The organism is Pseudomonas sp. R4-15, from assembly GCF_055768815.1.
Map to the genome: position 1 here is coordinate 3678961 of NZ_CM147293.1, position 23551 is coordinate 3702511.

The 23551-nt window shown below is 65.4% G+C and carries 27 protein-coding genes and 1 pseudogene; 14 read left to right on the forward strand and 14 right to left on the reverse strand.

Going from position 1 to position 23551, the window contains the following annotated elements:
- Window positions 1-6 precede the first annotated feature (6 nt).
- The 4 genes from hemN to ACYRGX_RS17730 all read left to right on the forward strand — a co-directional run bounded on the left by hemN (window position 7) and on the right by ACYRGX_RS17730 (window position 3778).
- Window positions 7-1389 (forward strand): oxygen-independent coproporphyrinogen III oxidase, encoded by a 1383-nt coding sequence (hemN, locus tag ACYRGX_RS17715; RefSeq protein ID WP_473053761.1) that lies wholly within the window; start codon window positions 7-9, stop codon window positions 1387-1389.
- 106 nt (window positions 1390-1495) lie between these two features.
- Window positions 1496-2230 carry a fumarate/nitrate reduction transcriptional regulator Fnr gene (fnr, locus tag ACYRGX_RS17720; protein WP_473053762.1) on the forward strand — a complete coding sequence of 245 codons (735 nt, stop codon included), beginning with the start codon at window positions 1496-1498 and terminating at the stop codon, window positions 2228-2230.
- Between the two features lie 74 nt (window positions 2231-2304).
- Entirely contained in the window at window positions 2305-2853 is a 549-nt protein-coding gene (locus ACYRGX_RS17725; protein WP_473053763.1) for an adenine phosphoribosyltransferase, read from the forward strand.
- Between the two features lie 103 nt (window positions 2854-2956).
- Window positions 2957-3778, forward strand: coding sequence for a metal-dependent hydrolase (locus tag ACYRGX_RS17730; RefSeq protein ID WP_473053764.1), 822 nt, complete (start codon window positions 2957-2959; stop codon window positions 3776-3778).
- A gap of 66 nt (window positions 3779-3844) precedes the next feature.
- Here the strand turns inward: ACYRGX_RS17730 and ACYRGX_RS17735 are convergent, their stop codons facing one another.
- The 6 genes from ACYRGX_RS17735 to aroC form a co-directional block, all read right to left on the reverse strand.
- On the reverse strand, window positions 3845-4174 hold the full coding sequence (locus tag ACYRGX_RS17735; RefSeq protein ID WP_473053765.1) for a ribonuclease E inhibitor RraB: 330 nt from the start codon (window positions 4172-4174) through the stop codon (window positions 3845-3847).
- Between the two features lie 161 nt (window positions 4175-4335).
- Window positions 4336-4536, reverse strand: coding sequence for a PLDc N-terminal domain-containing protein (locus tag ACYRGX_RS17740; RefSeq protein WP_473053766.1), 201 nt, complete (start codon window positions 4534-4536; stop codon window positions 4336-4338).
- A gap of 3 nt (window positions 4537-4539) precedes the next feature.
- The gene (locus ACYRGX_RS17745) at window positions 4540-4731 is read right to left on the reverse strand and encodes a PLDc N-terminal domain-containing protein (RefSeq protein ID WP_473053767.1); all 192 of its coding nucleotides are present in this window, start codon (window positions 4729-4731) and stop codon (window positions 4540-4542) included.
- A gap of 92 nt (window positions 4732-4823) precedes the next feature.
- Window positions 4824-5363 carry an acireductone dioxygenase gene (locus ACYRGX_RS17750; RefSeq protein ID WP_473053768.1) on the reverse strand — a complete coding sequence of 180 codons (540 nt, stop codon included), beginning with the start codon at window positions 5361-5363 and terminating at the stop codon, window positions 4824-4826.
- 43 nt (window positions 5364-5406) lie between these two features.
- Window positions 5407-6600: an MFS transporter gene (locus ACYRGX_RS17755; RefSeq protein WP_473053769.1), complete on the reverse strand. Its 1194-nt coding sequence runs from the start codon at window positions 6598-6600 to the stop codon at window positions 5407-5409.
- Window positions 6557-7648, reverse strand: a complete 1092-nt coding sequence (aroC, locus tag ACYRGX_RS17760) for a chorismate synthase (RefSeq protein WP_473053770.1) — start codon at window positions 7646-7648, stop codon at window positions 6557-6559. The genes ACYRGX_RS17755 and aroC overlap by 44 nt, the downstream gene beginning before the upstream one ends.
- A gap of 160 nt (window positions 7649-7808) precedes the next feature.
- Here aroC and ACYRGX_RS17765 point away from each other — a divergent pair, with 160 nt between their 5' ends.
- Both ACYRGX_RS17765 and ACYRGX_RS17770 read left to right on the forward strand, forming a co-directional pair.
- On the forward strand, window positions 7809-8795 hold the full coding sequence (locus ACYRGX_RS17765; RefSeq protein ID WP_473053771.1) for an alpha/beta hydrolase: 987 nt from the start codon (window positions 7809-7811) through the stop codon (window positions 8793-8795).
- Window positions 8788-9597 carry a hypothetical protein gene (locus ACYRGX_RS17770; RefSeq protein WP_473053772.1) on the forward strand — a complete coding sequence of 270 codons (810 nt, stop codon included), beginning with the start codon at window positions 8788-8790 and terminating at the stop codon, window positions 9595-9597. Before ACYRGX_RS17765 ends, ACYRGX_RS17770 begins: the two co-directional genes overlap by 8 nt.
- 39 nt (window positions 9598-9636) lie before the next feature.
- Here the strand turns inward: ACYRGX_RS17770 and prmB are convergent, their stop codons facing one another.
- Complete coding sequence (gene prmB / locus ACYRGX_RS17775; RefSeq protein WP_473053773.1) at window positions 9637-10554, reverse strand: 50S ribosomal protein L3 N(5)-glutamine methyltransferase; 918 nt, start codon at window positions 10552-10554, stop codon at window positions 9637-9639.
- A gap of 151 nt (window positions 10555-10705) precedes the next feature.
- Between prmB and ACYRGX_RS17780 the strand changes: the two genes are divergently transcribed.
- From ACYRGX_RS17780 to folE, 4 genes are all read left to right on the forward strand, one after another.
- Window positions 10706-11299: a cysteine hydrolase family protein gene (locus ACYRGX_RS17780; protein WP_473053774.1), complete on the forward strand. Its 594-nt coding sequence runs from the start codon at window positions 10706-10708 to the stop codon at window positions 11297-11299.
- Window positions 11300-11309: 10 nt separating this feature from the next.
- Window positions 11310-11612 (forward strand): hypothetical protein, encoded by a 303-nt coding sequence (locus ACYRGX_RS17785; RefSeq protein ID WP_473053775.1) that lies wholly within the window; start codon window positions 11310-11312, stop codon window positions 11610-11612.
- Window positions 11613-11631: 19 nt separating this feature from the next.
- Window positions 11632-12186, forward strand: coding sequence for a Smr/MutS family protein (locus ACYRGX_RS17790; RefSeq protein WP_473053776.1), 555 nt, complete (start codon window positions 11632-11634; stop codon window positions 12184-12186).
- 116 nt (window positions 12187-12302) lie between these two features.
- Window positions 12303-12848 (forward strand): GTP cyclohydrolase I FolE, encoded by a 546-nt coding sequence (folE, locus tag ACYRGX_RS17795; RefSeq protein WP_473053777.1) that lies wholly within the window; start codon window positions 12303-12305, stop codon window positions 12846-12848.
- 84 nt (window positions 12849-12932) lie between these two features.
- Here folE and ACYRGX_RS17800 read toward each other — a convergent pair whose 3' ends face one another.
- Entirely contained in the window at window positions 12933-13535 is a 603-nt protein-coding gene (locus ACYRGX_RS17800; RefSeq protein WP_473053778.1) for a glutathione S-transferase family protein, read from the reverse strand.
- A gap of 11 nt (window positions 13536-13546) precedes the next feature.
- Window positions 13547-14704 carry an aminotransferase-like domain-containing protein gene (locus tag ACYRGX_RS17805; protein WP_473053779.1) on the reverse strand — a complete coding sequence of 386 codons (1158 nt, stop codon included), beginning with the start codon at window positions 14702-14704 and terminating at the stop codon, window positions 13547-13549.
- Between the two features lie 81 nt (window positions 14705-14785).
- Between ACYRGX_RS17805 and ACYRGX_RS17810 the strand changes: the two genes are divergently transcribed.
- Window positions 14786-15244 (forward strand): MarR family winged helix-turn-helix transcriptional regulator, encoded by a 459-nt coding sequence (locus ACYRGX_RS17810; protein WP_473053780.1) that lies wholly within the window; start codon window positions 14786-14788, stop codon window positions 15242-15244.
- A gap of 6 nt (window positions 15245-15250) precedes the next feature.
- Here the strand turns inward: ACYRGX_RS17810 and ACYRGX_RS17815 are convergent, their stop codons facing one another.
- Complete coding sequence (locus tag ACYRGX_RS17815) at window positions 15251-15835, reverse strand: hypothetical protein (protein WP_473053781.1); 585 nt, start codon at window positions 15833-15835, stop codon at window positions 15251-15253.
- Window positions 15836-15976: 141 nt separating this feature from the next.
- On the opposite strand from ACYRGX_RS17815, the gene ACYRGX_RS17820 reads away from it, so the two are divergent.
- Window positions 15977-17170, forward strand: coding sequence for a benzoate/H(+) symporter BenE family transporter (locus tag ACYRGX_RS17820; RefSeq protein WP_473053782.1), 1194 nt, complete (start codon window positions 15977-15979; stop codon window positions 17168-17170).
- A gap of 50 nt (window positions 17171-17220) precedes the next feature.
- Here ACYRGX_RS17820 and ACYRGX_RS17825 read toward each other — a convergent pair whose 3' ends face one another.
- The 4 genes and pseudogenes from ACYRGX_RS17825 to ACYRGX_RS17840 form a co-directional block, all read right to left on the reverse strand.
- Entirely contained in the window at window positions 17221-18084 is an 864-nt protein-coding gene (locus ACYRGX_RS17825; RefSeq protein ID WP_473056719.1) for a methyl-accepting chemotaxis protein, read from the reverse strand.
- Window positions 18079-19170: pseudogene (locus tag ACYRGX_RS17830) on the reverse strand (HAMP domain-containing protein); the annotation flags it as partial. The pseudogene ACYRGX_RS17830 and the gene ACYRGX_RS17825, both read right to left, overlap by 6 nt.
- A 137-nt stretch (window positions 19171-19307) precedes the next feature.
- Entirely contained in the window at window positions 19308-19877 is a 570-nt protein-coding gene (locus ACYRGX_RS17835) for a nitroreductase family protein (protein ID WP_473053783.1), read from the reverse strand.
- 106 nt (window positions 19878-19983) lie between these two features.
- Window positions 19984-20352: a YkgJ family cysteine cluster protein gene (locus tag ACYRGX_RS17840; protein WP_473053784.1), complete on the reverse strand. Its 369-nt coding sequence runs from the start codon at window positions 20350-20352 to the stop codon at window positions 19984-19986.
- Between the two features lie 197 nt (window positions 20353-20549).
- Here ACYRGX_RS17840 and ACYRGX_RS17845 point away from each other — a divergent pair, with 197 nt between their 5' ends.
- Together ACYRGX_RS17845 and ACYRGX_RS17850 are read left to right on the forward strand one after the other, a co-directional pair.
- A complete protein-coding gene (locus ACYRGX_RS17845) occupies window positions 20550-22001 on the forward strand; it encodes a TrkH family potassium uptake protein (protein WP_473053785.1) in 1452 nt (483 codons plus the stop codon).
- A gap of 205 nt (window positions 22002-22206) precedes the next feature.
- A complete protein-coding gene (locus tag ACYRGX_RS17850; protein WP_473053786.1) occupies window positions 22207-23535 on the forward strand; it encodes an adenylate/guanylate cyclase domain-containing protein in 1329 nt (442 codons plus the stop codon).
- Window positions 23536-23551: the final 16 nt, after the last annotated feature.

Sequence of the window (23551 nt, forward strand, 5' to 3'; positions counted from 1 at the left end):
CTCGCCATGCTCGACGCCATTCGCTGGGACACCAACCTGATCCGCCGCTACGACCTGGCCGGCCCACGCTATACCTCCTACCCGACCGCCGTGCAATTCCACGACGGTGTAGGCTCGTTCGACCTGCTCCACGCACTGCGTGAAAGTCGCAAGGCAGTGCGGCCCCTGTCGCTTTACGTGCATGTGCCGTTCTGCGCCAACATCTGCTACTACTGCGCCTGCAACAAGGTGATCACCAAGGACCGTGGTCGCGCCCTGCCCTACCTCGAGCGCCTGGAAAAGGAAATCGAGTTGATCGCCTGCCATCTCGACCCTCAGCAGAAGGTCGAACAACTGCATTTCGGTGGCGGCACCCCGACCTTTCTCAGTCACGATGAACTGCGCCGGCTGATGGGCCATCTGCGTACGCATCTCAACCTGCTGGATGATGACTCCGGTGATTACGGTATCGAGATTGATCCGCGCGAAGCCGACTGGTCGACCATGGGCCTGCTCCGTGAGCTGGGCTTCAACCGTGTCAGCCTAGGCGTTCAGGACCTGGACCCCGAGGTGCAGCGCGCCGTCAACCGCCTGCAGAGCCTGGAAGAAACCCGCGCCATCGTCGAAGCAGCGCACGCGCTGCAATACCGCTCGGTGAACATCGACCTGATCTATGGCCTGCCGCGGCAGAATCCGGACCGCTTCGCCCGCAGCGTCGAGGAGATCATCGCCTTGCAGCCCGATCGGCTCTCGGTGTTCAACTACGCGCACCTGCCCGAGCGCTTCATGCCGCAGCGGCGAATCAACGCCGCGGAGCTGCCCAGCCCGGCAGAAAAGCTGGAAATGCTGCAGACCAGCATCGAACTGCTCACCCGCGCCGGTTATCGCTACATCGGCATGGATCACTTCGCCCTGCCCGATGACGAACTTGCCAGCGCCCAGGAAGACGGAACCCTGCAACGCAACTTCCAGGGCTATACGACCCATGGCCATTGCGACCTGATCGGCCTCGGCGTTTCCGCGATCAGCCAGATCGGCGACCTCTATAGCCAGAACAGCAGCGACATCCATGCCTACCAGCAAAGCCTGGACAACGAGCAGTTGCCCACGGTGCGCGGACTGGTCTGCAATGGCGACGACCGTCTGCGCCGGGAAGTGATCAAGCAATTGATCTGCCACTTCCGCCTGGAATTCGCGGACATCGAAAGAGCCTTCGCTATCGATTTCCGCCAATACTTCGGTGAAGTCTGGCCGCAACTGCAACAGATGGCTCGCGATGGACTGATCGATCTGAGCGAGAAAGGCATCGATATTCGTCCTGCCGGCCGCCTGCTGGTGCGCACCGTGTGCATGCTCTTCGACCGTTACTTGTCGCAACAGAATGCCCAGCGTTTCTCCCGGGTCATCTGAAGTGATGGACGATTCCCCGGCACGGCCAGACGCCAAGACTGGCCCTGCGGAGGGAGCTGCGGTAACCTTGCGCCATCGCGTGAGTACCGAAGCAGGGAAATTTTCTATGTCCGAGCCCATCAAGGCCCGAGCGCAGCATCAAGCGCATTGCAAGGATTGCAGCCTGGCGCCGCTGTGCCTGCCACTTTCATTGAATATGGAGGACATGGACGCGCTGGACCAGATCGTCAAGCGCGGCCGGCCACTGAAGAAAAACGAGTTCCTGTTCCGTCAGGGAGACGACTTCGGCTCGGTGTTCGCCGTACGCTCCGGCGCGCTGAAGACCTTCAGCGTCACCGACACCGGAGAGGAGCAGATCACCGGTTTCCACCTGCCCAGCGAGCTGGTCGGCCTGTCGGGCATGGATACCGATCTCTACCCCGTCTCGGCACAGGCGCTGGAAACCACCTCCGTCTGCGAGATTCCCTTCGAGCGCCTCGACGAACTCGCCCTGCAACTGCCGCAACTGCGCCGTCAGCTGATGCGCGTCATGAGCCGCGAGATTCGCGACGACCAGCAGATGATGTTGCTGCTGTCGAAGAAGACCGCCGATGAGCGCATCGCCACTTATCTGGTCAACCTCTCCGCGCGCTTCCGGGCTCGCGGCTTCTCGGCCAACCAGTTCCGCCTGTCGATGTCGCGCAACGAGATCGGCAACTACCTGGGGCTCGCCGTGGAGACCGTTTCGCGCGTCTTCACTCGCTTCCAGCAGAACGGCCTGATCGAAGCCGAAGGCAAGGAAATCCACATCGTGGACCCCATCGCCCTCTGCGCCCTGGCCGGCGGCAACATGGACGGCTGAGCCCTCCACAACGCCTTTCGCCCCTCCTCAACCGCCGTCGTCAGACGGCGGTTCTGCGTCAATGGAACACTGCCATGATCTTCGACGATTTCACCATCAAGTCACTGATTCGCCCGGTAGCCGACTTTCCCAAGCCCGGCGTGGTCTTCCGTGACATTACCCCGCTGTTCCAATCTCCGCGGGCTCTGCGCATGGTCATAGACAGCTTCATCCAGCGCTATGTCGAGGGCGACTTCACCCATATCGGCGCCCTCGACGCCCGCGGCTTCCTGCTCGGTCCGGTGCTTGCCTATGAGCTCAACAAGCCGCTGATCCTGTTTCGCAAGAAGGGCAAGCTGCCCGCCGAACTGCTGCAGGAGACCTACACCACCGAGTACGGCGATGCCGTCATCGAGGTCCAGCGCGACAGCCTCTGCGAAGGCGACAAGGTGCTGCTGGTCGACGACCTGATCGCCACCGGCGGCACGTTGATCGCGGCGGCCAACCTGGTGCAGCGCATGGGTGCCCGGGTCCACGAGGCGGCGGCGATCGTCGACCTCCCCGAGCTGGGTGGCTCGCGCCGCCTGCAGGACATCGGCATCGCTACCTTCTCTCTCACCGCATTCGCCCTCGACGAACGTTGAGACCGACCCACCCAACCAAGGTTGGCGGCGAGCACCCCGGATCCGGCCGATAATTGCAGGGGCCTCCACACGAGGCCCTTCGATCAGCCGCCGAGGTGCCACCATGTCCGCCCATACTCGCCCCGACGCCAGCTTTCCCGTCCGTCGAATGGACTTTTCCTTCGCCGAGACTCCCCGTTACTGGTGGAGTGGCGACCCGTTCATGACCCTTTTCATGAACAATCTCTCGTCCATGTTTCCCGACGGGGAACAATTTTTCGTCGACAGCGTGCGCGACGTACGCAACCAAGTCGCAGACCCGCAACTGCGCCGTGACATCAGCGCCTTCGTTGGCCAGGAAGTGATGCACTCGCGCGAGCATGCGGCCTACAACGACCACAGCAGTACCCAGGGGTTGGACCTGCAAGACCTGCAGCGCAGGGTCAAACGTCTGCTCGGGCTGACCTGGCGGCTAGGTAGCCGTCGTCGACGACTGGCCGTCACCTGTGCGCTGGAGCACTTCACGGCGATCATGGCGGAGGGGCTTTTACGCCGCGAAGACCTTGCGCGACAGATCGAGGACCCTCAGCTCTATCGCCTGTGGATGTGGCACGCCATTGAAGAAAACGAGCACAAGGCCATCGCGTTCGATACCTATCGCGCCGTCGGGGGCGGCTATCCGATGCGTGTCGCGATCATGCTGAGCACCTCGCTGGTGTTCTTCGCGATGCTGACCAGCTTCCAATTCCGCTTGCTTTACCGCGACGGCCAACTGCTCAACCTGCGTAGTTGGGGCTATGGTCTGAAAACGTTGTTCGGGCCTCGCCGAGGCTATATCACAGGACTGTTGCGCCCGTACCTGCACTACTACAGACGCGATTTTCACCCGCATCAACACGACACCCGTGATCTGGAACGCCGATGGCGCGAGCATCTGGCCCTCTGAGGCCGATCAGCTCAGCCAAGAAAGGCCCGCTCCGCGAGCCGCTGCACGAGCAGCTCGCGGTTTCCCTCAGACCTCTTGGGTCACACCCCAGCCGTCGAGTTCGCCGCCCAGTGGCTCGACTACCGCCCCCAGGTCCTGCTCGAAGTCCTCGATACCATGGTGAGTGGCGAACATCACCTTACTGACCTGAAGGTGCCAGGCCCCGTCCTCCAATGGCATGACCTGGGCGTTTAGCGATTCTCCGCCACGAAATCGGCCAGCCGCCTTGCGCGCACTGATTTCCTCGGCGAATACCGCATAAAACTCGATGGGATGGACGCGGCCAAAGTCGAAGCCACCTTCCTTCATCCGACGCAGGACCAGACCGCTGACATCTTCGTGGGAAGTCATGCTCATGGCTGAACTCCTCTGGCAGGGATGGACTCACTGCAAGCGCTACCCATGCATGAAAGGCGCGCCCACTGGCAAAACGATAGCAAAGGCTGCGACCTGCCGCCGCGCGCGCGTTTCGAATTTCTTTCCTGCTCCCAGCGACTTACGTAACCAAACGAGACACTTCAGTGGCGCGCCGCAGAGGCCGCGCGCGGCCCCATGACGAGCCAGTTGACGACGCCCAGCAGCGGGAACAGCAGTAGCAAGAAACTCCAGGCCAACTTGCTGCCGGCGCTCGCAGCGCTGCGCCATACCTGCGACAGCGCCCATAGGTGAGCCAGCAAAACTGCCAGCCCCCCGATGAACAAGGCGTCGATCGTGTCCATGGCTTAGAGGCGGGTGCTGGCTCCGCGCGGCCCCATCAAGGCCCAGAGGATCAGACCAAGGACCGGCAGGATGACGATCAACAGCACCCAGAGCACCTTCTTGCCGGCGTCCGCGCCACTCTTGATGACATTGATGATCGCCCAAATATCGAGCGCGAAGATGATCAAACCGATGAGGCCGCCAAATGCATCCATGGGTATTCTCCTAACGAAGGGACTCATCCGTTAAGAGCGCCAACGACTGCCGGAGGTTCAGCGGCGTCGGCAAGCGGCAGACAGGGGGAGGCTCAGTCGTCCAGCCCGAGGAATGCCGCGGCAAGATCGCTCCCCGTCGCCAGTGGAAGGGTATCGCTCTCGAAGAGACGGATCAGCGCCAGGTGCGGTGTGTGTCCGATATCCAGCCAGTGAGGGATCGATGCCGGCAGGTGCAACAGGTCACCGCGCTCGCAACCCAGCAGCAGGACCTGTTCACCCAGGTGCAGGCCGAGCGTCGCCGAGCCGGCCACGAAGAAGCAGGCCTGGCGGCCATCCGCTCGGGCCTCCACGCACAACGCCGCACGCTGCTCGGCGGCGTCCTGCAGATGGCGATCGACGCTGAGAAACGCCACACCGGCCAGACCCTGCGCCTCTTGCAGCACCGCGATCTCCTCGCGATAGGCCTGGCTCAGTTCGGCTTCGTCGGCCCCGGCAGCGAGCGTCGAGCGCGTCTCGCGCTGTTCGAAGCCCACCTCGAACGCCGCGAGCGTGCGGGCGATATCCTCGGCATGGGTCAGTAGCTTGCTCGGCTGGTCAGGACTGCCGAAGGGATAGACGGTGAGGCTGCTCATGAACGAGGGCTCCGGATCCAATGAGAGAAGGGTTGCGGTGAGCTCAGAATGGCGTATGCGCGCGCTGCTGGCGCCACATAAGTGCGGCGGCCAGAAGCGCTGTCAGGCTGGCCAAGGCGAACGTCCAGTCCGCGCCCAGCGCATGCCAGGTATACCCCGAATACAGCGCCCCTAGCGCGCCACCGATGCCGGCCAGCGCCGCATACAACGCCTGGCCCTGCCCTTGCTGGCGAGCGCCGAAACTGCGCTGAATGAAATGGATCGCCGCCGCATGGAACGCGCCGAAGGTCGCCGCATGCAACAGCTGCGCGAACAGCAATATGCCCAGGTACTGCGCCAGGCTGCCGAGCAACAGCCAACGCACGGCGGCGATCAGGAAACAGGCGATGAGTACCTGCGACAGGGAAAAGCGCGCGAGGATTCGCGCCATCCCGAGGAACAACAGAATCTCGGCGATGACCCCCAGCGCCCACAACTGACCGATCAGCGCCCGCGAATAGCCCAGTGCCTCGAGGTGGATGCTGAGGAAGGTGTAATAGGGTCCGTGGGACAGCTGCATCAACCCCACGCAGGCGAAGAATGCCGGCACCCCCGGCTGACGCAACTGGGCCAGGAAACCGCCAGCGAAACGCTCTCCCACGGCCAGCGGCTGGGCATCCGGTACCAGGAAAGCGGCCACGGCGATGCCGGCCATCACCCCCAGCAAGACGAACGGATAGGCATCCAGACCGAACCCCTGGAAAGCCCATCCCAGCACCACCACGCTGGCGATGAAGCCGATGCTGCCCCACAGGCGCACCTGGCTGTAGCGCGCGCTGCGCTCGCGCAAGTGGGCCAGGGTAAGCACCTCGAACTGCGGCAGCACCGCGTGCCAGAAGAACGCATGCAGCGCCATCACCAGCGCCAGCCAGGCATAGGACTTGTCCAGCAGGATCAGCGCGAAGCTGACCAGCGTGCAGCAGGCTCCCAGGCGCACGATCGCCAGGCGCCGGCCACTGGCATCGCCCAGCCAACCCCACAGGTTCGGGGCGATGCAACGCATCAGCATGGGAATGGCGACCAGCTCGCCAATCCGCGCCGGGGAAAAGCCCAGGTGCGCGAAATACAGGCCCAGGAAGGGCGCTATCGCCCCCAGCAGGGCGAAATAGAAGAAATAGAAACCCGACAGTCGCCAGTAGGGCACGCCAGCGCCCTCAGCGCTGCCCGAGCACCGGCGTCTGCACCCGCACGTCGGCATTCTGCGCCCGCTGGCGCAGCAGGTGGTCGACCAGCACCAGCGCCATCATCGCCTCGGCAATGGGCGTGGCGCGAATCCCCACGCAGGGATCGTGACGACCCTTGGTAATCACCTCCGCGGAGTTACCGTGGACGTCGATCGAACGGCCCGGCGTGGTGATGCTGGAGGTCGGCTTGAGCGCCAGGTGAGCGATGATCGGCTGACCGCTGGAGATGCCGCCCAGCACGCCGCCGGCGTGGTTGGACAGGAATCCCTCAGGCGTCATCTCGTCGCGATGCTCGGTGCCCCGCTGGGCGACACAGGCAAAACCGGCACCGATCTCCACGCCCTTGACCGCATTGATGCTCATCAGCGCATGGGCCAGCTCCGCGTCGAGACGATCGAAGATCGGCTCACCCAGCCCCGGCGGCACGCCTTCGGCGACGACGCTGATCTTCGCACCCACCGAATCCTGGTCGCGACGCAACTGGTCCATGTAGGCCTCCAGCTCGGCGACCTTGCCGGGGTCGGCTGAGAAAAAGGCATTCTGCTCGACCGATTCCCAGCTCTTGAACGGAATCTCGATCGGCCCGAGCTGGCTCATGTAGCCACGCACCTGAATGCCCTGGCTGGCCAGCCACTTCTTGGCGATGGCGCCGGCCGCGACACGCATCGCCGTCTCGCGCGCCGAGCTGCGGCCACCGCCACGGTAGTCGCGGATGCCGTACTTGTGGTGGTAGGCGTAGTCGGCGTGGGCCGGGCGGAACAGGTCCTTGATCGCCGAGTAATCCTTGGACTTCTGGTCGGTGTTGCGAATCAGCAGACCGATCGGTGTACCGGTGGTCAGCCCTTCGAAGACGCCAGAGAGGATCTCGACCTCGTCGGCCTCCTGGCGCTGGGTCGTGTGGCGGCTGGTACCGGGCTTGCGACGGTCGAGATCGCGTTGCAGATCATCGACGCAAAGCGGCAGACCGGGCGGGCAGCCGTCGACGATGGCGACCAGCGCCGCGCCATGGCTTTCGCCGGCGGTGGTGACGGTGAACAACTTGCCAAAGGTATTGCCGGACATGCCTTGCGCTCCGCGATCGACCAGGAGGACGGTCGCCACCGTCCCAAAAAATCCAGGGCCGAGCAGTATACCCGAGCGCGAGCCGTTTTCAGCCGCCACCGCGCGTGTGCATACTGGCTTCCCCTTGCATCGCCCCGTACAGAAGGAACCCGATCAAGCGATGAAAGCCCTGCTCGCCCTGCTTGGCGGATTACTGCTGAGCGCAACCGCCACGGCAGCCAGCCTGCGCCAGGAACCCATGCGCCTGGACACCGGCACTGGCGTACTGCACGGCACCCTGCTGCTACCCGGCACCCAGCGCGTGCCGGTGGCCCTGATCATCGCGGGCTCCGGCCCCACGGACCGCGACGGCAACTCGCCGATGAGTCGCAACGACACCCTCAAGAAACTCGCCGAAGGCCTCGCCCGACAGGGCATCGCCAGCCTGCGCTACGACAAGCGTGGCGTCGCTGCCAGCCTGCAGGCCGCCCCCGACGAACGAAGCCTGAGCGTCGAACGCTACGTCGAGGATGCACAAGCCTGGGTACGGCGACTCAGCCAAGATCCGCGTTTTTCCGAAGTCGTGCTGATAGGCCATAGCGAAGGCGCGCTGATCGCCAGCCTGGCGGCCGCGCAAGGCAAGGTCGCCGCGCTGGTGAGCCTGGCCGGTAGCGGTCGGCCTATCGACCAGGTGTTGCGTGAGCAGTTGCAAACCAAGCTGCCGCCCCCCTTGATGGCCACCAGCAACTGGCTGCTCGACGAGTTGCAGGCCGGACGCACACACGACGAGATTCCCCCGGCGTTGATGGCGCTGTTCCGCCCCAGCGTGCAGCCGTATCTCATCTCGCTGCTGCGCCAGGACCCGGCGCGCGCCTTCGCCGCGATCCGGGTACCGGCGTTGATCGTACAGGGCGGGCGCGACATCCAGGTCGATGTGGCGGATGCCCAGGATCTGGCCAGGGCCCGACCGCAAGCTCGCCTGCTGGTGATCCCGAACATGAATCATCTGCTGCGCCTGCAATCTGCCGACGAAGACCCGCTGGCCAGCTACAGCCAACCCCTGCGCCCCCTGGCGCCCGCCGTGTTCGAGGCGATAGACGGATTGCTGGAAAGCACATCACGGCCTTCAGGGGCGCAGGATCGCGCCGATAAACCAGCAGATGCCTGAACAATCGCAACCGGACGCGCCGATGAACGCCGAGACGCCCAGCCAGGAAGAGTCCACCGCCGCGGAGCCGCCACGCGCCTCGCCGTGGGATGGGCTGCCGCCCGAACGCTTCGAGCTGCTGCGTCTGGCACCGCTGCCGACCGACCGCGACAGTGGCGCCCGGCCCTTACGTTTCGCCCAACTCGGGCGCGTGGAACGACACGCCAAGGAACAGAGCCTGCTGCGCCTGACCGTGCAATTGCCCGGGCAACTGGCCCGCGCCCACGTCAACGAACTGGAAGTCTGGGTCGACCATAAACGCCAGGAGCTGCGCTTCGGCGATCATCCGCTGCTGACCGAACCGGGCAACCGGGGACTGGGGCGCTTCCTGCTCGCCCAGGGCATCGCCTGGGCACGCCAGCGCTGGTCTCATTACCAGGTCGAGGACGGCATTCTCTCGCTCAAGGACGCGCCTTCCGACGCCCTGCGCGAGCGTCGGGACCATGCCCTGCGCGCCCAGGGTCTGAAGATCGACTATCTGGACGGGCCGCAGATCAAGGCGCGCTACAGCGCCGCGCGGGTGAGCGAGCTACATGCGGACTGGAACCTCGACAAGGTTCAGCGCCTCGGCGTGCTGGACACGGCTGCGATGCTCGAGCAGGCCGACCGCACCCTGGGCGAGCAGGACGTCGCCCTACGCAAACTGCAGGAACGTGTCGGCCTGCTGCAGCGCGAGGACGGCGGCCTGCGCTTCACCATCGTCTGCCTGGTGGCCTTCGCGGTATTCCAGGCCGGCTTGCTGATCTGGATCGCCAGCCACTAAGGCCCATCGCCGCTCCCTCCAAGCCACCCCGGTGCGGCCTCAGCGAACCCGCGAGGCGAACAACGCCTGGTGCTCACGGCACTGGGCCGCCGCCAGCAAGAACACGCCGTGGCCGCCTTGTTCGAACTCCAACCAGGTGAAGTCCACCTCCGGGTAGGCCGCCTCCACGTGCACCTGGCTATTGCCGACCTCGACCACCAGCGTCCCGCGTTCGCTCAGGTGGTCTGCCGCCTGCGCCAGCAGACGTCGCACCAGATCCAATCCGTCGTCGCCACAGGCCAGCGCCATGGCGGGCTCGTGACCGTATTCGGCGGGCATGTCGGCGAAGTCCTCGGCATCCACATAGGGCGGGTTGCAGACGATCAGGTCGAAACGCTGACCCGGAAGCCCGTCGAATCCGTCGCCTTGAACGGTGAACACACGTTCATCCAGCCCATGCCGCTCGATGTTGACGTTGGCCACTTCCAGCGCCTCGAAGGAAAGATCCGCCAGCACCACCTCGGCGTCTTCGAAGGCGTAGGCACAGGCGATACCGATGCACCCCGAACCGCAACAGAGATCGAGGATGCGCGCTGGCTCCTGGGGCAGCCACGGTGCAAAACACTGGCCGATCAGTTCGCCGATCGGCGAGCGCGGCACCAACACACGCTCGTCGACCACGAATGGCAACCCGCAGAACCAGGCCTCGCCAATCAGGTAGGCGGTGGGCACGCGCTCCTCGGCCCGGCGTCGGATGAGCTCGCAGAGCAGTTCGCGCTCATCGTCCTGCAGACGGCAATCGAGCCACGTGTCCGCCATCTCGTAGGGCAGTTGCAACGCGCCAAGGACCAGTTGTCGCGCATCGTCCCAGGCGTTATCTGTGCCATGTCCGTAAAACAGCCCCGCACTCTGGAAGCGCGTGACCGCCCAGCGGATGTGGTCGCGCAGGCTGAGCAGGCGGGACTCGGATAAGGGCATGGTGGCGCTCCTATGGCAAATCGGCAATTCTATCCCACTGCCGCCGGCCGGTGGTCGCCGCGGCGGCCTCACAGCAGAGGGTCGATGAAGGTTCACAAAACCGTCTTCGACAGGCGACAATCGACCGATAGTCATCGAAGGATCCGTATCCATGTCTCAGCCGCAAACAATGTTCCAGCTCAGCGGCCGTGGCTACGCGCCCGCTACGCTGGGCAACGCCACCCTGCTGATCATCGATGCCCAGGAAGAATATCGTAGCGGCGCGCTGCCTCTGCCCGGTCTGGACGCCGCCAGCGCCGAGATCGCCCAGTTGCTCGACGCCGCCCGAGTCCAGGGCCGGGCCATCGTTCACGTGCGTCACCTGGGCATTCCCGGTGGCCTGTTCGACCCCCAGGGGCCGCGCGGCGACTTTCTCGCGGGCCTGGCGCCGCAAGCGGGCGAGTGCGTGGTCGACAAGCGCCTGCCGAACGCCTTCGCCGGCACCGACCTACACGAGAAGCTGCTGTCCTTCGGTCATCTGGACCTGATCGTCTGCGGCTTCATGACCCACTCCAGCGTCAGTACCACGGTGCGTGCCGCCAAGGATTACGGCTTCCGCTGCACCCTGGTGGAAGCCGCCTGCGCCACCCGTGACATTCCCATGGGAGATGGCGTGCTCGCTGCCGCCGAACTGCAGCGCATCGAAGTCGCCGCGCTGGCCGACAACTTCGCCATGTGCGTCGCCGACGCACAGGCCCTGCTGTGATCCTGCGCCCATGAAGCTCAGCGCCTCGCGCAGCCTGCGCCCTACCCGACCAGCACGCTGGCCTTGGCGCCTACTCGCCCTTTTGGGCGCGCTGGTAATGCTCTGCGGCCTGGGCATCCTGCTCGCGGGCGCAGCCGCCCTGGCCGGCCTGCCACTGGTTGAACTGGACGACGCGCTACTCGTCCCGTCGAATACCCTGGCGGGCGGCGTGGCGCTGCTCGCCGGCCTGCTGCTGTTGAGCTTCGCGCGCCGGCGACTGCGCACCCAGCGTGGCCTGGCCCTGGCGCCTCACCTGCTGCGTCGGCGCGGCTAGTCCCGACGGAACCTCAAGCATGCAAGACGACGATCTCGACCTTTTCGCCCAGCAGATGCGGGGCGTGCGCCGCATCCAGGTGGATCGCGCCGATACCGGAAAACCACGCAGCGACCGCGCACAGATCACCCAGCTTCGGCAGAACGCCCAGCAGGAAAGCAACGTAACGCGGATCGACGGGCTCTCCGACCAGTTCGTCATCGACGTCGGCGCGGAAGACGAACTCTACTGGGCCCGCGATGGCGTGCAGGACGGCCAGATGCGCAAGCTCAAAGCCGGCCAGGTGTCCTTCGAGGGTAGCCTCGACCTGCATGGCATGACCGTGGAACACGCCCGCCAGACCCTCTGGGACTTCCTCGCCGAAGCCACGCGGCTGGAGGTGCGCTGCGTTCGCGTCACCCATGGCAAGGCTGCGCGCCTGGATGGCAAGCGCCCGTTGATCAAGAGTCACGTCAACACCTGGCTACGCCAGCATCCGCAGGTGCTCGGCTTCACTTCCTGCCTGCCACGTCACGGCGGAACCGGCGCACTCTACGTGCTACTACGCCGCAACATGCTCGAAGGCCGCGACTAGCGCAGATAACAGCGAAGCGGCGCGTATGCGCGTCACGAGGTCGCGGCAAGAGTTGCCAGACGCGCCGCGCGCCCCTACCCTTCACGCCTTACGCACTCCAGTCACCAAGGTGGATCATGTCCCTGGAACAGCAGTACACCGCGATTCTTGGCGCGCTCGGCGAGGATGTCGACCGCGAAGGCCTGCGCGATACCCCCAAGCGCGCCGCCAAGGCCATGCAGTACCTGTGTCGCGGTTACCAGCAGACCCTCGAGGAAGTCACCAACGGCGCGCTGTTCAGCTCGGACAACAGCGAAATGGTGCTGGTGAAGAACATCGAACTGTATTCGATGTGCGAACACCACATGCTGCCCTTCATCGGCAAGGCGCACGTTGCCTACATGCCCAACGGGAAAGTCCTCGGCCTGTCGAAAGTCGCGCGCATCGTGGACATGTACGCGCGCCGCCTGCAGATCCAGGAAAACCTCACCCGGCAGATCGCCGAGGCCGTCGAACAGGTCACCGGCGCACTCGGCGTAGCGGTGGTCATCGAGGCACAGCACATGTGCATGATGATGCGTGGGGTGGAAAAGCAGAACTCGTCGATGGTCACCTCGGTGATGCTCGGCCAGTTCCGCGAGAACGCCGCGACCCGCAGCGAGTTTCTCGGCCTGGTTCGCTGACAACCCAAGACATCGGACCGCGGTGCCAGACTTTCGCGGTCCGCTGCGGGCCCGAGCGCCCAACCGGGCGCTTGCTCCCCTAGATCAATCCAGCATCCCGACATGCCGTGGGTGGCTGGCCACGCGCGCCATCCAGGCACGGATCGCGGGATAGTCGCTCAGATCGAAGCCGCCCTCGTCGGCCACGTGGGTGTAGGCATACAGCGCGATGTCGGCGATGGTGTAGCGATCCCCCACCAGGTACGGCGTGCGTGCCAGTTGCCCCTCCATCACATCGAAGGCGTGATAGCCGTCGACCAGCTTGTCCGCATACTCCTTGCGGCGCGCTTCGGGCATGCCTTCGAGCCACTTGATGCGCCGAGCCACCGCCACGAAGGGCTCATGGCTGTACTGCTCGAAGAACTGCCATTGCAGCACCTGGGTGCGCAGGCGCGGTTCGCTGGGTAGCAAGTCACTGCCGTCGGCGAGGAAGTTCAGGATCGCGTTGGACTCCCACAGCGTGCTGCCGTCGGGCAGTTCCAGCACGGGGATGCGGCCGTTGGGGTTCTTCGCCAGAAACCACTCGGCGCGGGTCTCGCCCTTGAAGATGTCGACGGGCACCCACTCGTAGGGCAGATCGAGCAGATGCAGGATCAGCTTGATCTTGTAGCAGTTACCCGACCGGTAGTCGCCATACACCTTGTACATTGCCGTGCTCCTTATGCCAGTGCCTCACGAACGACTTCCGCCAGTCGACGGATACCCTCGTCCAGGCGCTCGGGCTGGACATGACTGAAGTTCAATCGCAGGTAACCCGGATTCGCCTGCGGATCGATGAAGAACGGCTCGCCCGGCATGAACGCCACGTCCCTGGCCAGGGCTTGCGCCAGCAAGCCTCGAGTATCCAACGGCGTACGCAGCGTCAACCAGAAGAACAGCCCGCCCTGGGGCACCTGCCAATCGGCAAGATCGCCGAAATGGCTTAGCAACGCCTGCTGCATAGCGTCGCGGCGATCCCGGTAGAAATCACGCAACTGCGCCAGATGCTGAGCGTAGGCGGGACTGGCCAGCCAACGAGCCGCCTGCCACTGACCGGGACGGTTGCTGTGCAGGTCGGCCGATTGCTTGAGTCGAACCAGATAGGGGAACAGGTCCTCCGAGGCGATCAGGTAACCCACCCGCAGACCCGGCAGCAGGGTCTTGGACATCGTGCCCGTGTAGATCCAGCTACTGCGGCGCAGGCGTGCCACCAACGGGCGTGCCTGCTCTTCGTCGTAGACCAGGTCGCGGTAGGGCTCGTCCTCCAGCAGTGGCACGCCGAACTCGTCGAGCAGCTCGGCCACGGCCTGGCGCTTGGCCTCCGAGTAGCGCACGCCGGACGGATTCTGGAAGGTGGGAATCAAGTACGCCAAGGCGGGTGCGCCCTGCGCCTGCAGCCCTGCACGCAATGACGCCAGACAGGGGCCGTCGGCTTCCTGGCGAACACCGCGGCATTCGGCACCGAACAGTTGAAACGCCTGCAGTGCCGCCAGATAGGTGGGCGACTCGAGCAACACCTGGGTACCGGGGTCGATGAACAGCTTGGCCACCAGATCCATGGTCTGCTGCGAGCCGCTGGTCACCAGTACCTGCGAAGCCTGGCAGTCGATGCCCAGAGCGCGGGCACGGGCGGCGATGAGTTCACGCAGTGCCGGCTCGCCCTCGCTCATGCCGTATTGACCGACGTCGGCCGGCAGTTCGTCCCAATCCATGACCGGCATCATCGCTGCGGCCGGTAGGCCACCGGCGAAGGACATGACCTCCGGGCGCTGCGCCGCAGCCAGAATTTCTCGGATGAGGTTGCTCTTCAAGCGCGAGATTCGTTCGGAAAAGGCCATGTCGATCACCGGATGCAGACGCACGCAAATTAGGTCAAAATTCTTGACTGAAACTACGCCGACTCCGACAGATACGTCAATATGACTGACCTAAAAAAAATCACTGCCCCTGCGGCACTGATGGAATCCTTCTTCTTCGCCTACCAGGCATTCACCGCCCGTCCGGACGAAATGCTCGCCCGCCGTGGGCTATCCCGCGTACACCACCGCATCCTGTTCTTCATCGCCCGCGATCCGGGGCTCAGCGTGACCCAGTTGCTCGGCTACCTGGGCGTGAGCAAGCAGGCGCTGAACATCCCGCTGCGCCAATTGCTGGAGATGCAGATGGTGCAGAGCATCGCCTCACCAGACGACAAGCGTAAGCGCCTGCTCGGGCTCAGCGCCGAGGGCGCCCGCCTGGAACAAGCGCTGCGCCGCGAACAGGAGCGCCTGCTCGGCCGGGTTCTGGAGGCCTCCGGCGAAGAAGCGTTGCGCGGCTGGCTGGCCGTCAATCGCGCCCTGGCCGGAGAACGCAGCCAGCCGCCACGGGATGACGACTGAACGTCTTTACGCCGCCCGCCCCGTGCGATACAGCGCAACGGCCAGCAGCACCGGGGCAAGCCATCGACCCGCCAGCGCCAGCCATTGCAGCGCCTCTCCGGGCATCTGCAACGAGGCCAATTGGGCCAACCCACCCAGCACTAGCAACAGCCCCAGCGCACGCCAGAGCGGTGCCGCGCGCCACAGCGCGGCGCCCAGGAGTATCGCGACGCAAGCCGTCAACGCAGCGCTCAGCGTCACCCCGCCAAGCCCCAACCCTGCGCACAGCGCCGTCAACAACAGGCTGGCCGCCATCCCCTGCGCCAGGCCGGGCAGCAGGGGGCCGGGCACGGCCAGCGCGCGCCGCAAGCGAAGAGCCAGATAGGCGGCGAGCAGCAACAGCGTCACCGCCAGCCAGCGTTGATAGCTCGATAGCCCGGGCGCACGCCTCAGCAGGTCATCGGCCTGCAACAGTTGCAGGACCAGTTGCCCCACCAGCAGCGCCAAGGCCAGCGCCGCATACAAGCGCCCCGACGGCCCAGCGGGTGCCTCGGGCTCCGCAGGCCCCCGTCCCAACGGAGCCCGTGGCGGGGCATAGGGATTGGCAGACATAGTGGATCTCCAACTCGGGAGACTGTTACGGCGAACGCACCGATGGCTGTACGGAGACAGTCCGACGGGCGCCGCTTAGGGTTGGCTGCCTTGCGCCGTGCGCAGGGCGCCTATCCGCTTTACCCAGAAGGAAACCACTCCATGGAGCACGACCACAAGCTCCCGTTGCGCCCTTTGGCCGATAGCACGCCCTCAGCGATCACCGCGGGCTTCGTCGCCATGCTGGTTGGCTACACCAGCTCGCTGGTACTGATGTTCCAGGCCGGGCAGAACGCCGGTCTTTCCGAAGGACAGATCGCCTCGTGGATCTGGGCGCTGTCGCTGGGCATGGCGGTGTGCAACATCGGCCTGTCGCTCTACTACCGCACGCCCGTGACCGTCGCCTGGTCGACTCCCGGCGCCGCGCTGCTGGTCACCAGTCTGGCAGGCGTCCCCTACTCCGATGCGATTGGCGCCTACCTGTTCAGCGCCACGCTGGTCCTGCTGTGCGGGCTCACCGGCAGTTTCGAAAAGATCATGCGCCGCCTGCCCGGTTCGTTGTGCGCCGCCCTGCTGGCAGGCGTGCTGTTCCGCATCGGTAGTGAAATCTTCGTCGCGGCCCAACACCAGACGGGATTGGTGCTCGGCATGTTCTTCAGCTACCTGCTGGCCAAGCGCCTGGCGCCGCGCTATGCGGTGCTGGTCGCCCTGCTGGTCGGCTGCGGGCTCGCGGCGGTGTTCGGACTGCTCGACTTCAGCGCCTTCGAACTGCGCCTGGCGCATCCGGTATGGACCACCCCGAGCTTTTCCCTGACCGCGCTGATCAGCCTCGGGATTCCGCTGTTCGTGGTGATGATGGCGACGCAGAACCTGCCCGGGGTGGCCGTCCTGCGCGTGGACGGCTACGACACCCCGGCCTCGCCGCTGGTCAGCGTCACCGGGATCATCTCGTTGCTCACCGCGCCCTTCGGCGCCCACGGCATCGGTCTCGCGGCGATCAGCGCCGCCATCTGCACCGGCCCCCATGCCCATGAAGACAAGCGCAAGCGCTACACCGCGGCCTTCTGGTGCGGCATTTTCTACGCGATCGCCGGCACCTTCGCCGCGGCGCTCGCCGCACTGTTCGCCGCGTTCCCCAAGGCGCTGGTGATCTCCATCGCCGCGCTGGCCCTGCTCGGTTCGATCGTCAATGGCCTGAGCAGCGCGATGACCCATCCGCGCGAGCGCGAGGCCGCGCTGGTGACCTTCATGATCACCGCGTCGGGCATGACCTTGCTCTCGGTGGGCTCGGCGTTCTGGGGCATCGTCGGTGGTCTGCTGACGCTGGCGATCCTCGAGGGCGGCCGCAAGGCTTAGGGTCTGTTGCCCCGTAGGCGCTTCCGGGCGATACGGGGCGGCAACAGGAACTAGACGCGAAAACGCCCGGCCAGCTCCTGCAGCTCGCGGCTCACGGCCGCCAGTGACTGGCTCGCCGCGCTGGTGCTGCGGGTAGCCTCGGCGGCGCCTTCGGCGCCTCCGCGAATGCCCTCCAGGTTGCGATTGACCTCTTCGGCCACCGCGCCCTGCTGCTCCGCTGCGGCGGCGATCTGCTGGTTCATCTGGTGGCTCAGCGCGACCGCCTGGATGATCTCGCCGAGCGCCTGCTGGTTGCGCGCGGCATCGGCCACCGCCTGCTCGACCAGTTCGCGACTGGCGTGGATCTGCGCCACGCTGGTCTGCGCGCCCTGGCGCAACGCCAGGATCAGGCGCTCGATCTGCGCGGTGCTCTGCTGGGTACGCTGTGCCAAGGCGCGCACCTCATCGGCGACTACCGCAAAGCCGCGCCCCTGCTCACCGGCACGCGCCGCCTCGATGGCGGCATTGAGCGCCAGCAGGTTGGTCTGCTCGGCGACGGTCTTGATCACCACCAGCACTTCGCCGATGTTGCCCACGTCCTCGCTCAAGCGGGTAATGCTGTCACTCGCCGCGCCCGCCGCGTCGGCCAGGGCACGGGTATGTTCGCGGCCCTCGCTGAGGGCCTGCTGGCATTCATCGCTGCGCGCCTCCGCGGCACGCGCGGCCTCGGCGGCCTGCTCGGCATTGCGCGCCACTTCGTGCACGCTGGCGGCCATCTGGTTCATCGCGGTGGCCACCATGTCGGCCTCTTCGCGCAGGCGCCCGGCACTGCCCTCGCTGTCACGCGCGGTGCGCTGCAGATCATCCGAGGATCGCGCGATGCGCTGCACGCCCTGCTGCAGGCCGCCCAGCATCTGCGCCAGGGAGCTGGACATGTCGCGAATGGCGCCAAGCAGTTGGCCGACCTCGTCGCGCCGCTCGACCTCGATGCGTTCGCCCAGGTCACCCGCCGCAATGCGCCGGGCGACGGCGATGGCCCGCTGCAGCGGACCCACCACCAGTCGGGTAATCAGCCAGGCGGCCAGCAAGCCGACGAGCACCGCCAGCGCGGCGACCCCGATCAGCAACCCGGTACGCACGCGCCGCTCGGCAACGGCGCGCTGATGTTCCTCGGCAGTACCGCGCTCGACGCGCTCGACCACCTGCATGGCGCTGTCCTGCAGGCGCTGGCGCAAGGCTTGCGCCCGTGACTGCAAGCCCGCGTACTCATCCAGTTGGGTGCCGAAGGCATCGATGTGCTTGACCACCTCGTCGAGCACGCCGCGGTAACCCGCGTCCTGGATTTCGTCATACAACTTGCGCACGTTCTGCCGCGCCTGCTCGGCCTCCGCGATGGGGGCCTGCTCGACCTCGCCGCCACGCTGCCCCTGCAGCATTCGTTCACGGGCCACGCCCAGGCCTTGCAGCATCAGCCGGCCGATTTCCGCCAGGCGCCCGGCCTGGCCGATCAGTGCGCTGCCATCGCGTCCCTGACTTTGCTCGAGCGCGTAGAGACCGTCATCGACCAGGCCGGAATAGAGCAGATCCAGGTTGTTGGCGACGCTCTGCGCGGACCAGGCCGCCATGTCCAGCGCCATTTGCCGCGACAAGGTCAGCTCGACATAGGCATCGAAGGCTTCACGATAGCCCTGCAAGGCACCCTGCATGGCAGCCAGCGCCTCGGGATCGTCGAAGGCTTCGGCGAGATTCTCCGCCAGCGCGTCGAGCTCGGTACGCAGCGCCTTGGCCTGAGCCTCGTCGCCGCTGGCGGCGAAGCTCGCCTCCTGCTGGCGCAACCGGTCAACGCCCTGGGCGATGCCGTGCATCCGCGAAACCGCGTCGAAGCGGCCGGCCAGTTGCTGCATGGACTGCAACCCGACCAACGCCACCATCACGGTAAGCGAAAGGACCAGGCCGAAGCCGATGGCCAATTTCCTGGCCATTCCCAGGTTTGCGAAACTACCGCGCCAGACTGCCGCCATCTGCACTTCCCTCCCCCATCGCGCCACTCTTGCAAAGCGTCAACTTGCTAGCAATGGGCCAGCGCGCCCGCAGATACGCCGAAGTCGCCCATAGACAAGGAACTATCGACGCGGGGAAGGCAGGACTTGAGAAAAACCTATGGCCGCTCGCCAGACCACCGGGAAACGAAGCTCGACGCCTCTACCACCGGAGCCTGCCTGGGGTTGCCTTCGGGCTGTCCGAGATACAGGAAACCAACGATTCGCTCGTTCTCGGCCAGCCCAAGGCCTTGTGCCACGCGCGCATCGAACGCCAGCGCACCGGTGCGCCAGATAGCGCCCAGGCCCTGGGCATGCGCCGCCAGCAGGATGCCATGGGCAGCACAACCGGCAGTGAGCAGTTGCTCGACCTCCGGGACTTTCGGGTGTTCACGCAGACAGGCCACCACAACCAGCAGCAATGGCGCACGCAGGGGCATGCGACGCGCCTTGTCGAGGGCTTCTTGGCGGGCCTGCGGGTCGCTCGCCAGGGTCACCTCGGCGAACAGCTCACCCAAGTGCGCACGCGCATCGCCCTCGACCTCCAGCAACCGCCAGGGCCGCAACAGGCCGTGATCCGGCGCACGCGCCGCGGCGGCATAGAGCACCTCGCGCTGATCGGCGCTCGGCGCGGGATCGGTGAGGCGCGCTACGGAAACCCGCTGCCGCAATAATTCCAAAGCCTGCATCGGTTACCTCCCAGGGTGATTCGAAGGCACAGTCTAGGGCCTGTTCCCGTTTCGTTCACGGCCGCGCCGAACGAAACGGGAACAGGCGCTGGCAGGCTCAACGGCTTCAGGCCGCGCGCTCGGGGGACAGATCGGGCTGCAGGGGCGGTGTCAGCGGAGGCAATCCATGGGCAGCGCGCGCCGCGTCGCAGTCGGGATTGTGCTGGCCGCCCACCCAGGACGCATCGAACTCCCGGCAGGTGCTCGAACGCTGTTCGTACATCGAGCAGCGCACGCCTTCGCCGACATTACCCAGCAGGCCGACGCAACGCGCCGGGCGCTGATCGGTACCCTGCATGGCGACCAGGTGCGGGCTGATCTGCACGACACGCTCATCGGGCACGACGCCGCCACAGGACGAGCATTCGCCCTGGTAGAAAGAAACACGGAAATAGGCGCAGCAGGCGCCACAGGTAAGGCAGGGATTGTCGGACATGGCCGCAAACTCGGGCATACCGGCAAGGGCCGGCACCGGCGGCTATTCTATGGATCGGCAAACGCCTGTGAAGAGGGCTGCGAAAATATTTCTGACGGCCGCCAAAATCGTCCACAGGCACCGTCAGCAACGGTTTACAGGCCCGAGCGCACGGGTAGAATGGCCGCCAGCCTCTTCCAGCCAGAGCCCCTTCCTACATGGCCTTGCCGACCCTGCGCATCATCGGATTCATCCTCGGCATCTTTCTCATCACTCTGGCGGCCGGCATGGTCCTGCCGATGGCGTCGATCTTCTACTTCGAGCGTACCGAGGAGCTGTCGGCGTTTCTCTGGTCGGCCGCGGCGAGCCTGATCGCCGGGGTGGCGCTGGTCCTTCCCGGGCGCCCCGAGCACACCCAGCTACGCCCCCGCGACATGTACCTGCTGACGACCTGCAGTTGGCTGGTGGTCTGCGTGTTCGCCGCGCTGCCGCTGGCCCTGCTGCAACACATCAGCTACACGGATGCCTTCTTCGAAACCATGTCCGGCATCACCACGACCGGCTCCACGGTGATCTCCGGGCTGGATTCGGCCTCGCCCGGGCTCTTGATGTGGCGTTCGATGCTGCAATGGCTCGGGGGTATCGGCTTCATCGGTATGGCCGTGGCCATCCTGCCGCTGCTGCGCGTCGGTGGCATGCGTCTGTTCCAGACCGAGTCCTCCGACTGGTCGGAAAAGGTCATGCCGCGCTCGCACATGGTGGCCAAGTTCATCGTCGCCATCTACGTGACCTTCACCCTCGCCGGTACGCTCGGTTTCAAGGCCGCCGGAATGAACTGGTTCGAGGCACTGAACCATGCGATGACCTCCGTTTCCACCGGTGGCTACTCGACCTCCGATGCCTCCCTGGCGCACTTCCCTCCAGCGACCCACTGGGTCGCGATCGTGCTGATGCTGCTGGGCAGCCTGCCCTTCACCCTGTACGTGTCCACCCTGCGCGGCGATCGCCGGGCGCTGCTGCGCGACCAGCAGGTACGGGGCTTCCTGTTGATGCTGCTGGTGGTCTGCGTGCTGTTCAGCCTGTGGCTTTGGCAGCACTCGGACTTCGCGTATCTGGACGCCTTGCGCATCGTCAGCGTCAACGTGGTCTCGGTGGTCTCCACCACGGGCTATGCGGTCGGCGACTACAGCCAGTGGGGCGGCTTCGCCTTCATGGCCTTCTTCTACCTGACCTTCGTCGGCGGCTGCTCGGGTTCCACCGCCGGTGGCCTGAAGATCTTCCGCTTCCAGGTGGCGTATGCCCTGCTGCGTGCCAACCTGATGCAGCTGGTACACCCGCGCGCGGTGATCCGCCAGCAGTACAACGGGCACAACCTCGACGAGGAAATCGTCCGCTCGATCCTGACTTTCTCGTTCTTCTTCACCGTGACCATCGGCGCCATCGCGCTGTTCCTCGCCCTGCTCGGACTGGATCCGATCACTGCGCTGACCGGCGCTGCCACGGCGGTCTGCAACGTCGGTCCCGGACTCGGCCCGCTGATCGGCCCGGCCGGCAACTTCGCCACCCTGCCGGACGCCGCCAAATGGGTGCTGTCGCTGGGCATGCTGCTCGGGCGACTGGAAATCATCACCCTGCTGGTGCTGATGACTCCGGCCTTCTGGCGTCATTGATGTCCCACGGGCTGCCACCGCTCATTCGCGAACCGCGGATGAACGCCCGGCGCGCTCTCGGTAATAGCCCCGGACTTGACCCAGATCATGCATAGCGGGCCTTGCGCCCGCTATGCGTTGGTCCAGCTGAATGTGCTGGCTATGATGCGCCGTCGCCGCCTGCCGAGGGTGGCTCTGCGGATGGCTCGTCGAAGGATCTACGTCCATGCCTGCTTCCCCACTTCCCGCGCCGCGCTGCTGGGCCTATCTGAGTGGCGCCGCGGCTGCCGCAGTCGGCTGCCTGCTCGACTTTCAGCCTGCACCGGCATTGCTGGTGATCTACGCCCTGCTCTACCCGCAACTGACGGCACAACTCTCGGACCAGCAGGCGCGTCGCCATGAGGCGATACTGATCGGCGTGGATGCGCTGCATACCGGCATCGCCGCCGTGATCATGGCCTATTCCAGCGTGCCCAGCCTGGTGAACCTGCTGATCCTCTGCTTCGCCGCGCAACTGAGTGGAGGGCTTCGGCGCCTGACGTTGGCATTGGGTCTGGCGCTCGCCGCGCTGTTGCTCGGCGCGGCGCTACTGCAACCACAGCCCCACCTGGCCACGCCGGCTCCGGTCGCATTGGCCGCGCTACTGGGTGCGCTGCCCTGCCTGCTGTTGTTCGCCGCGCGCCTGCGTCAGCGCATGCAGCGCCTGGCGCAGACCCACCAGGCGCTGCAGCGCGAGCAACATAAAAGCACGCAACTCGAAGCCAATCTGGCGCGCTACCTGTCACCGCAACTGTGGGACAGCCTGTTCCAGGGACGCCCCAGCGTGCTGGTGCCGCAACGCAAGAAGCTCACCGTGTTCTTCTCGGACATCAAGGGCTTCACCGAACTGTCCGAGGAACTCGAGGCCGAGTCGCTCACCGAACTGCTCAATCGCTACCTGGAGGACATGTCGGAGATCGCCCTGCAGCACGGTGGGACCATCGACAAGTTCGTCGGCGACAGCGTCATGGTGTTCTTCGGCGACCCCGGCAGCCAAGGCGTCAAGCGTGACGCTCTGGCTGCCGCAAGCATGGCCATCGCGATGCGCAAGCACATGAAGTCCTTGCGCCAACAATGGCGCTCGCGGGGCATCCTGCAGCCACTGGAAATCCGCATGGGCCTCAATACCGGTTACTGCACGGTCGGCAGCTTCGGTGCCAGTGCGCGGATGGACTACACGGTGATCGGCCGCGAGGTGAACCTCGCCAGTCGTCTGGAGCAGGCGGCCTCCCCCGGGGAGATACTGATCTCCCACGAGACCTACTCGCAGATCAAGGACACCATCCTGTGCAGCGACAAGGGCAAAGTCATGGTCAAGGGTAGCGCTCGCCCGGTACAGGTCTACCAGATCGTGGACTTTCGCCGTGCCCTGGGGCGCGAGAACGGTTTCATCGAGCACGAGTTTCCGGGTTTCTCGCTCTATCTGGATACCGAGCGCGTGGCCGACGAGGACCAGGCGCGGGTGATTGAGGCGCTGCAGCAGGCGGCCCAGAGCCTGAGCGACCGGGTCAGCTAGGACGCCGTCACCTCCC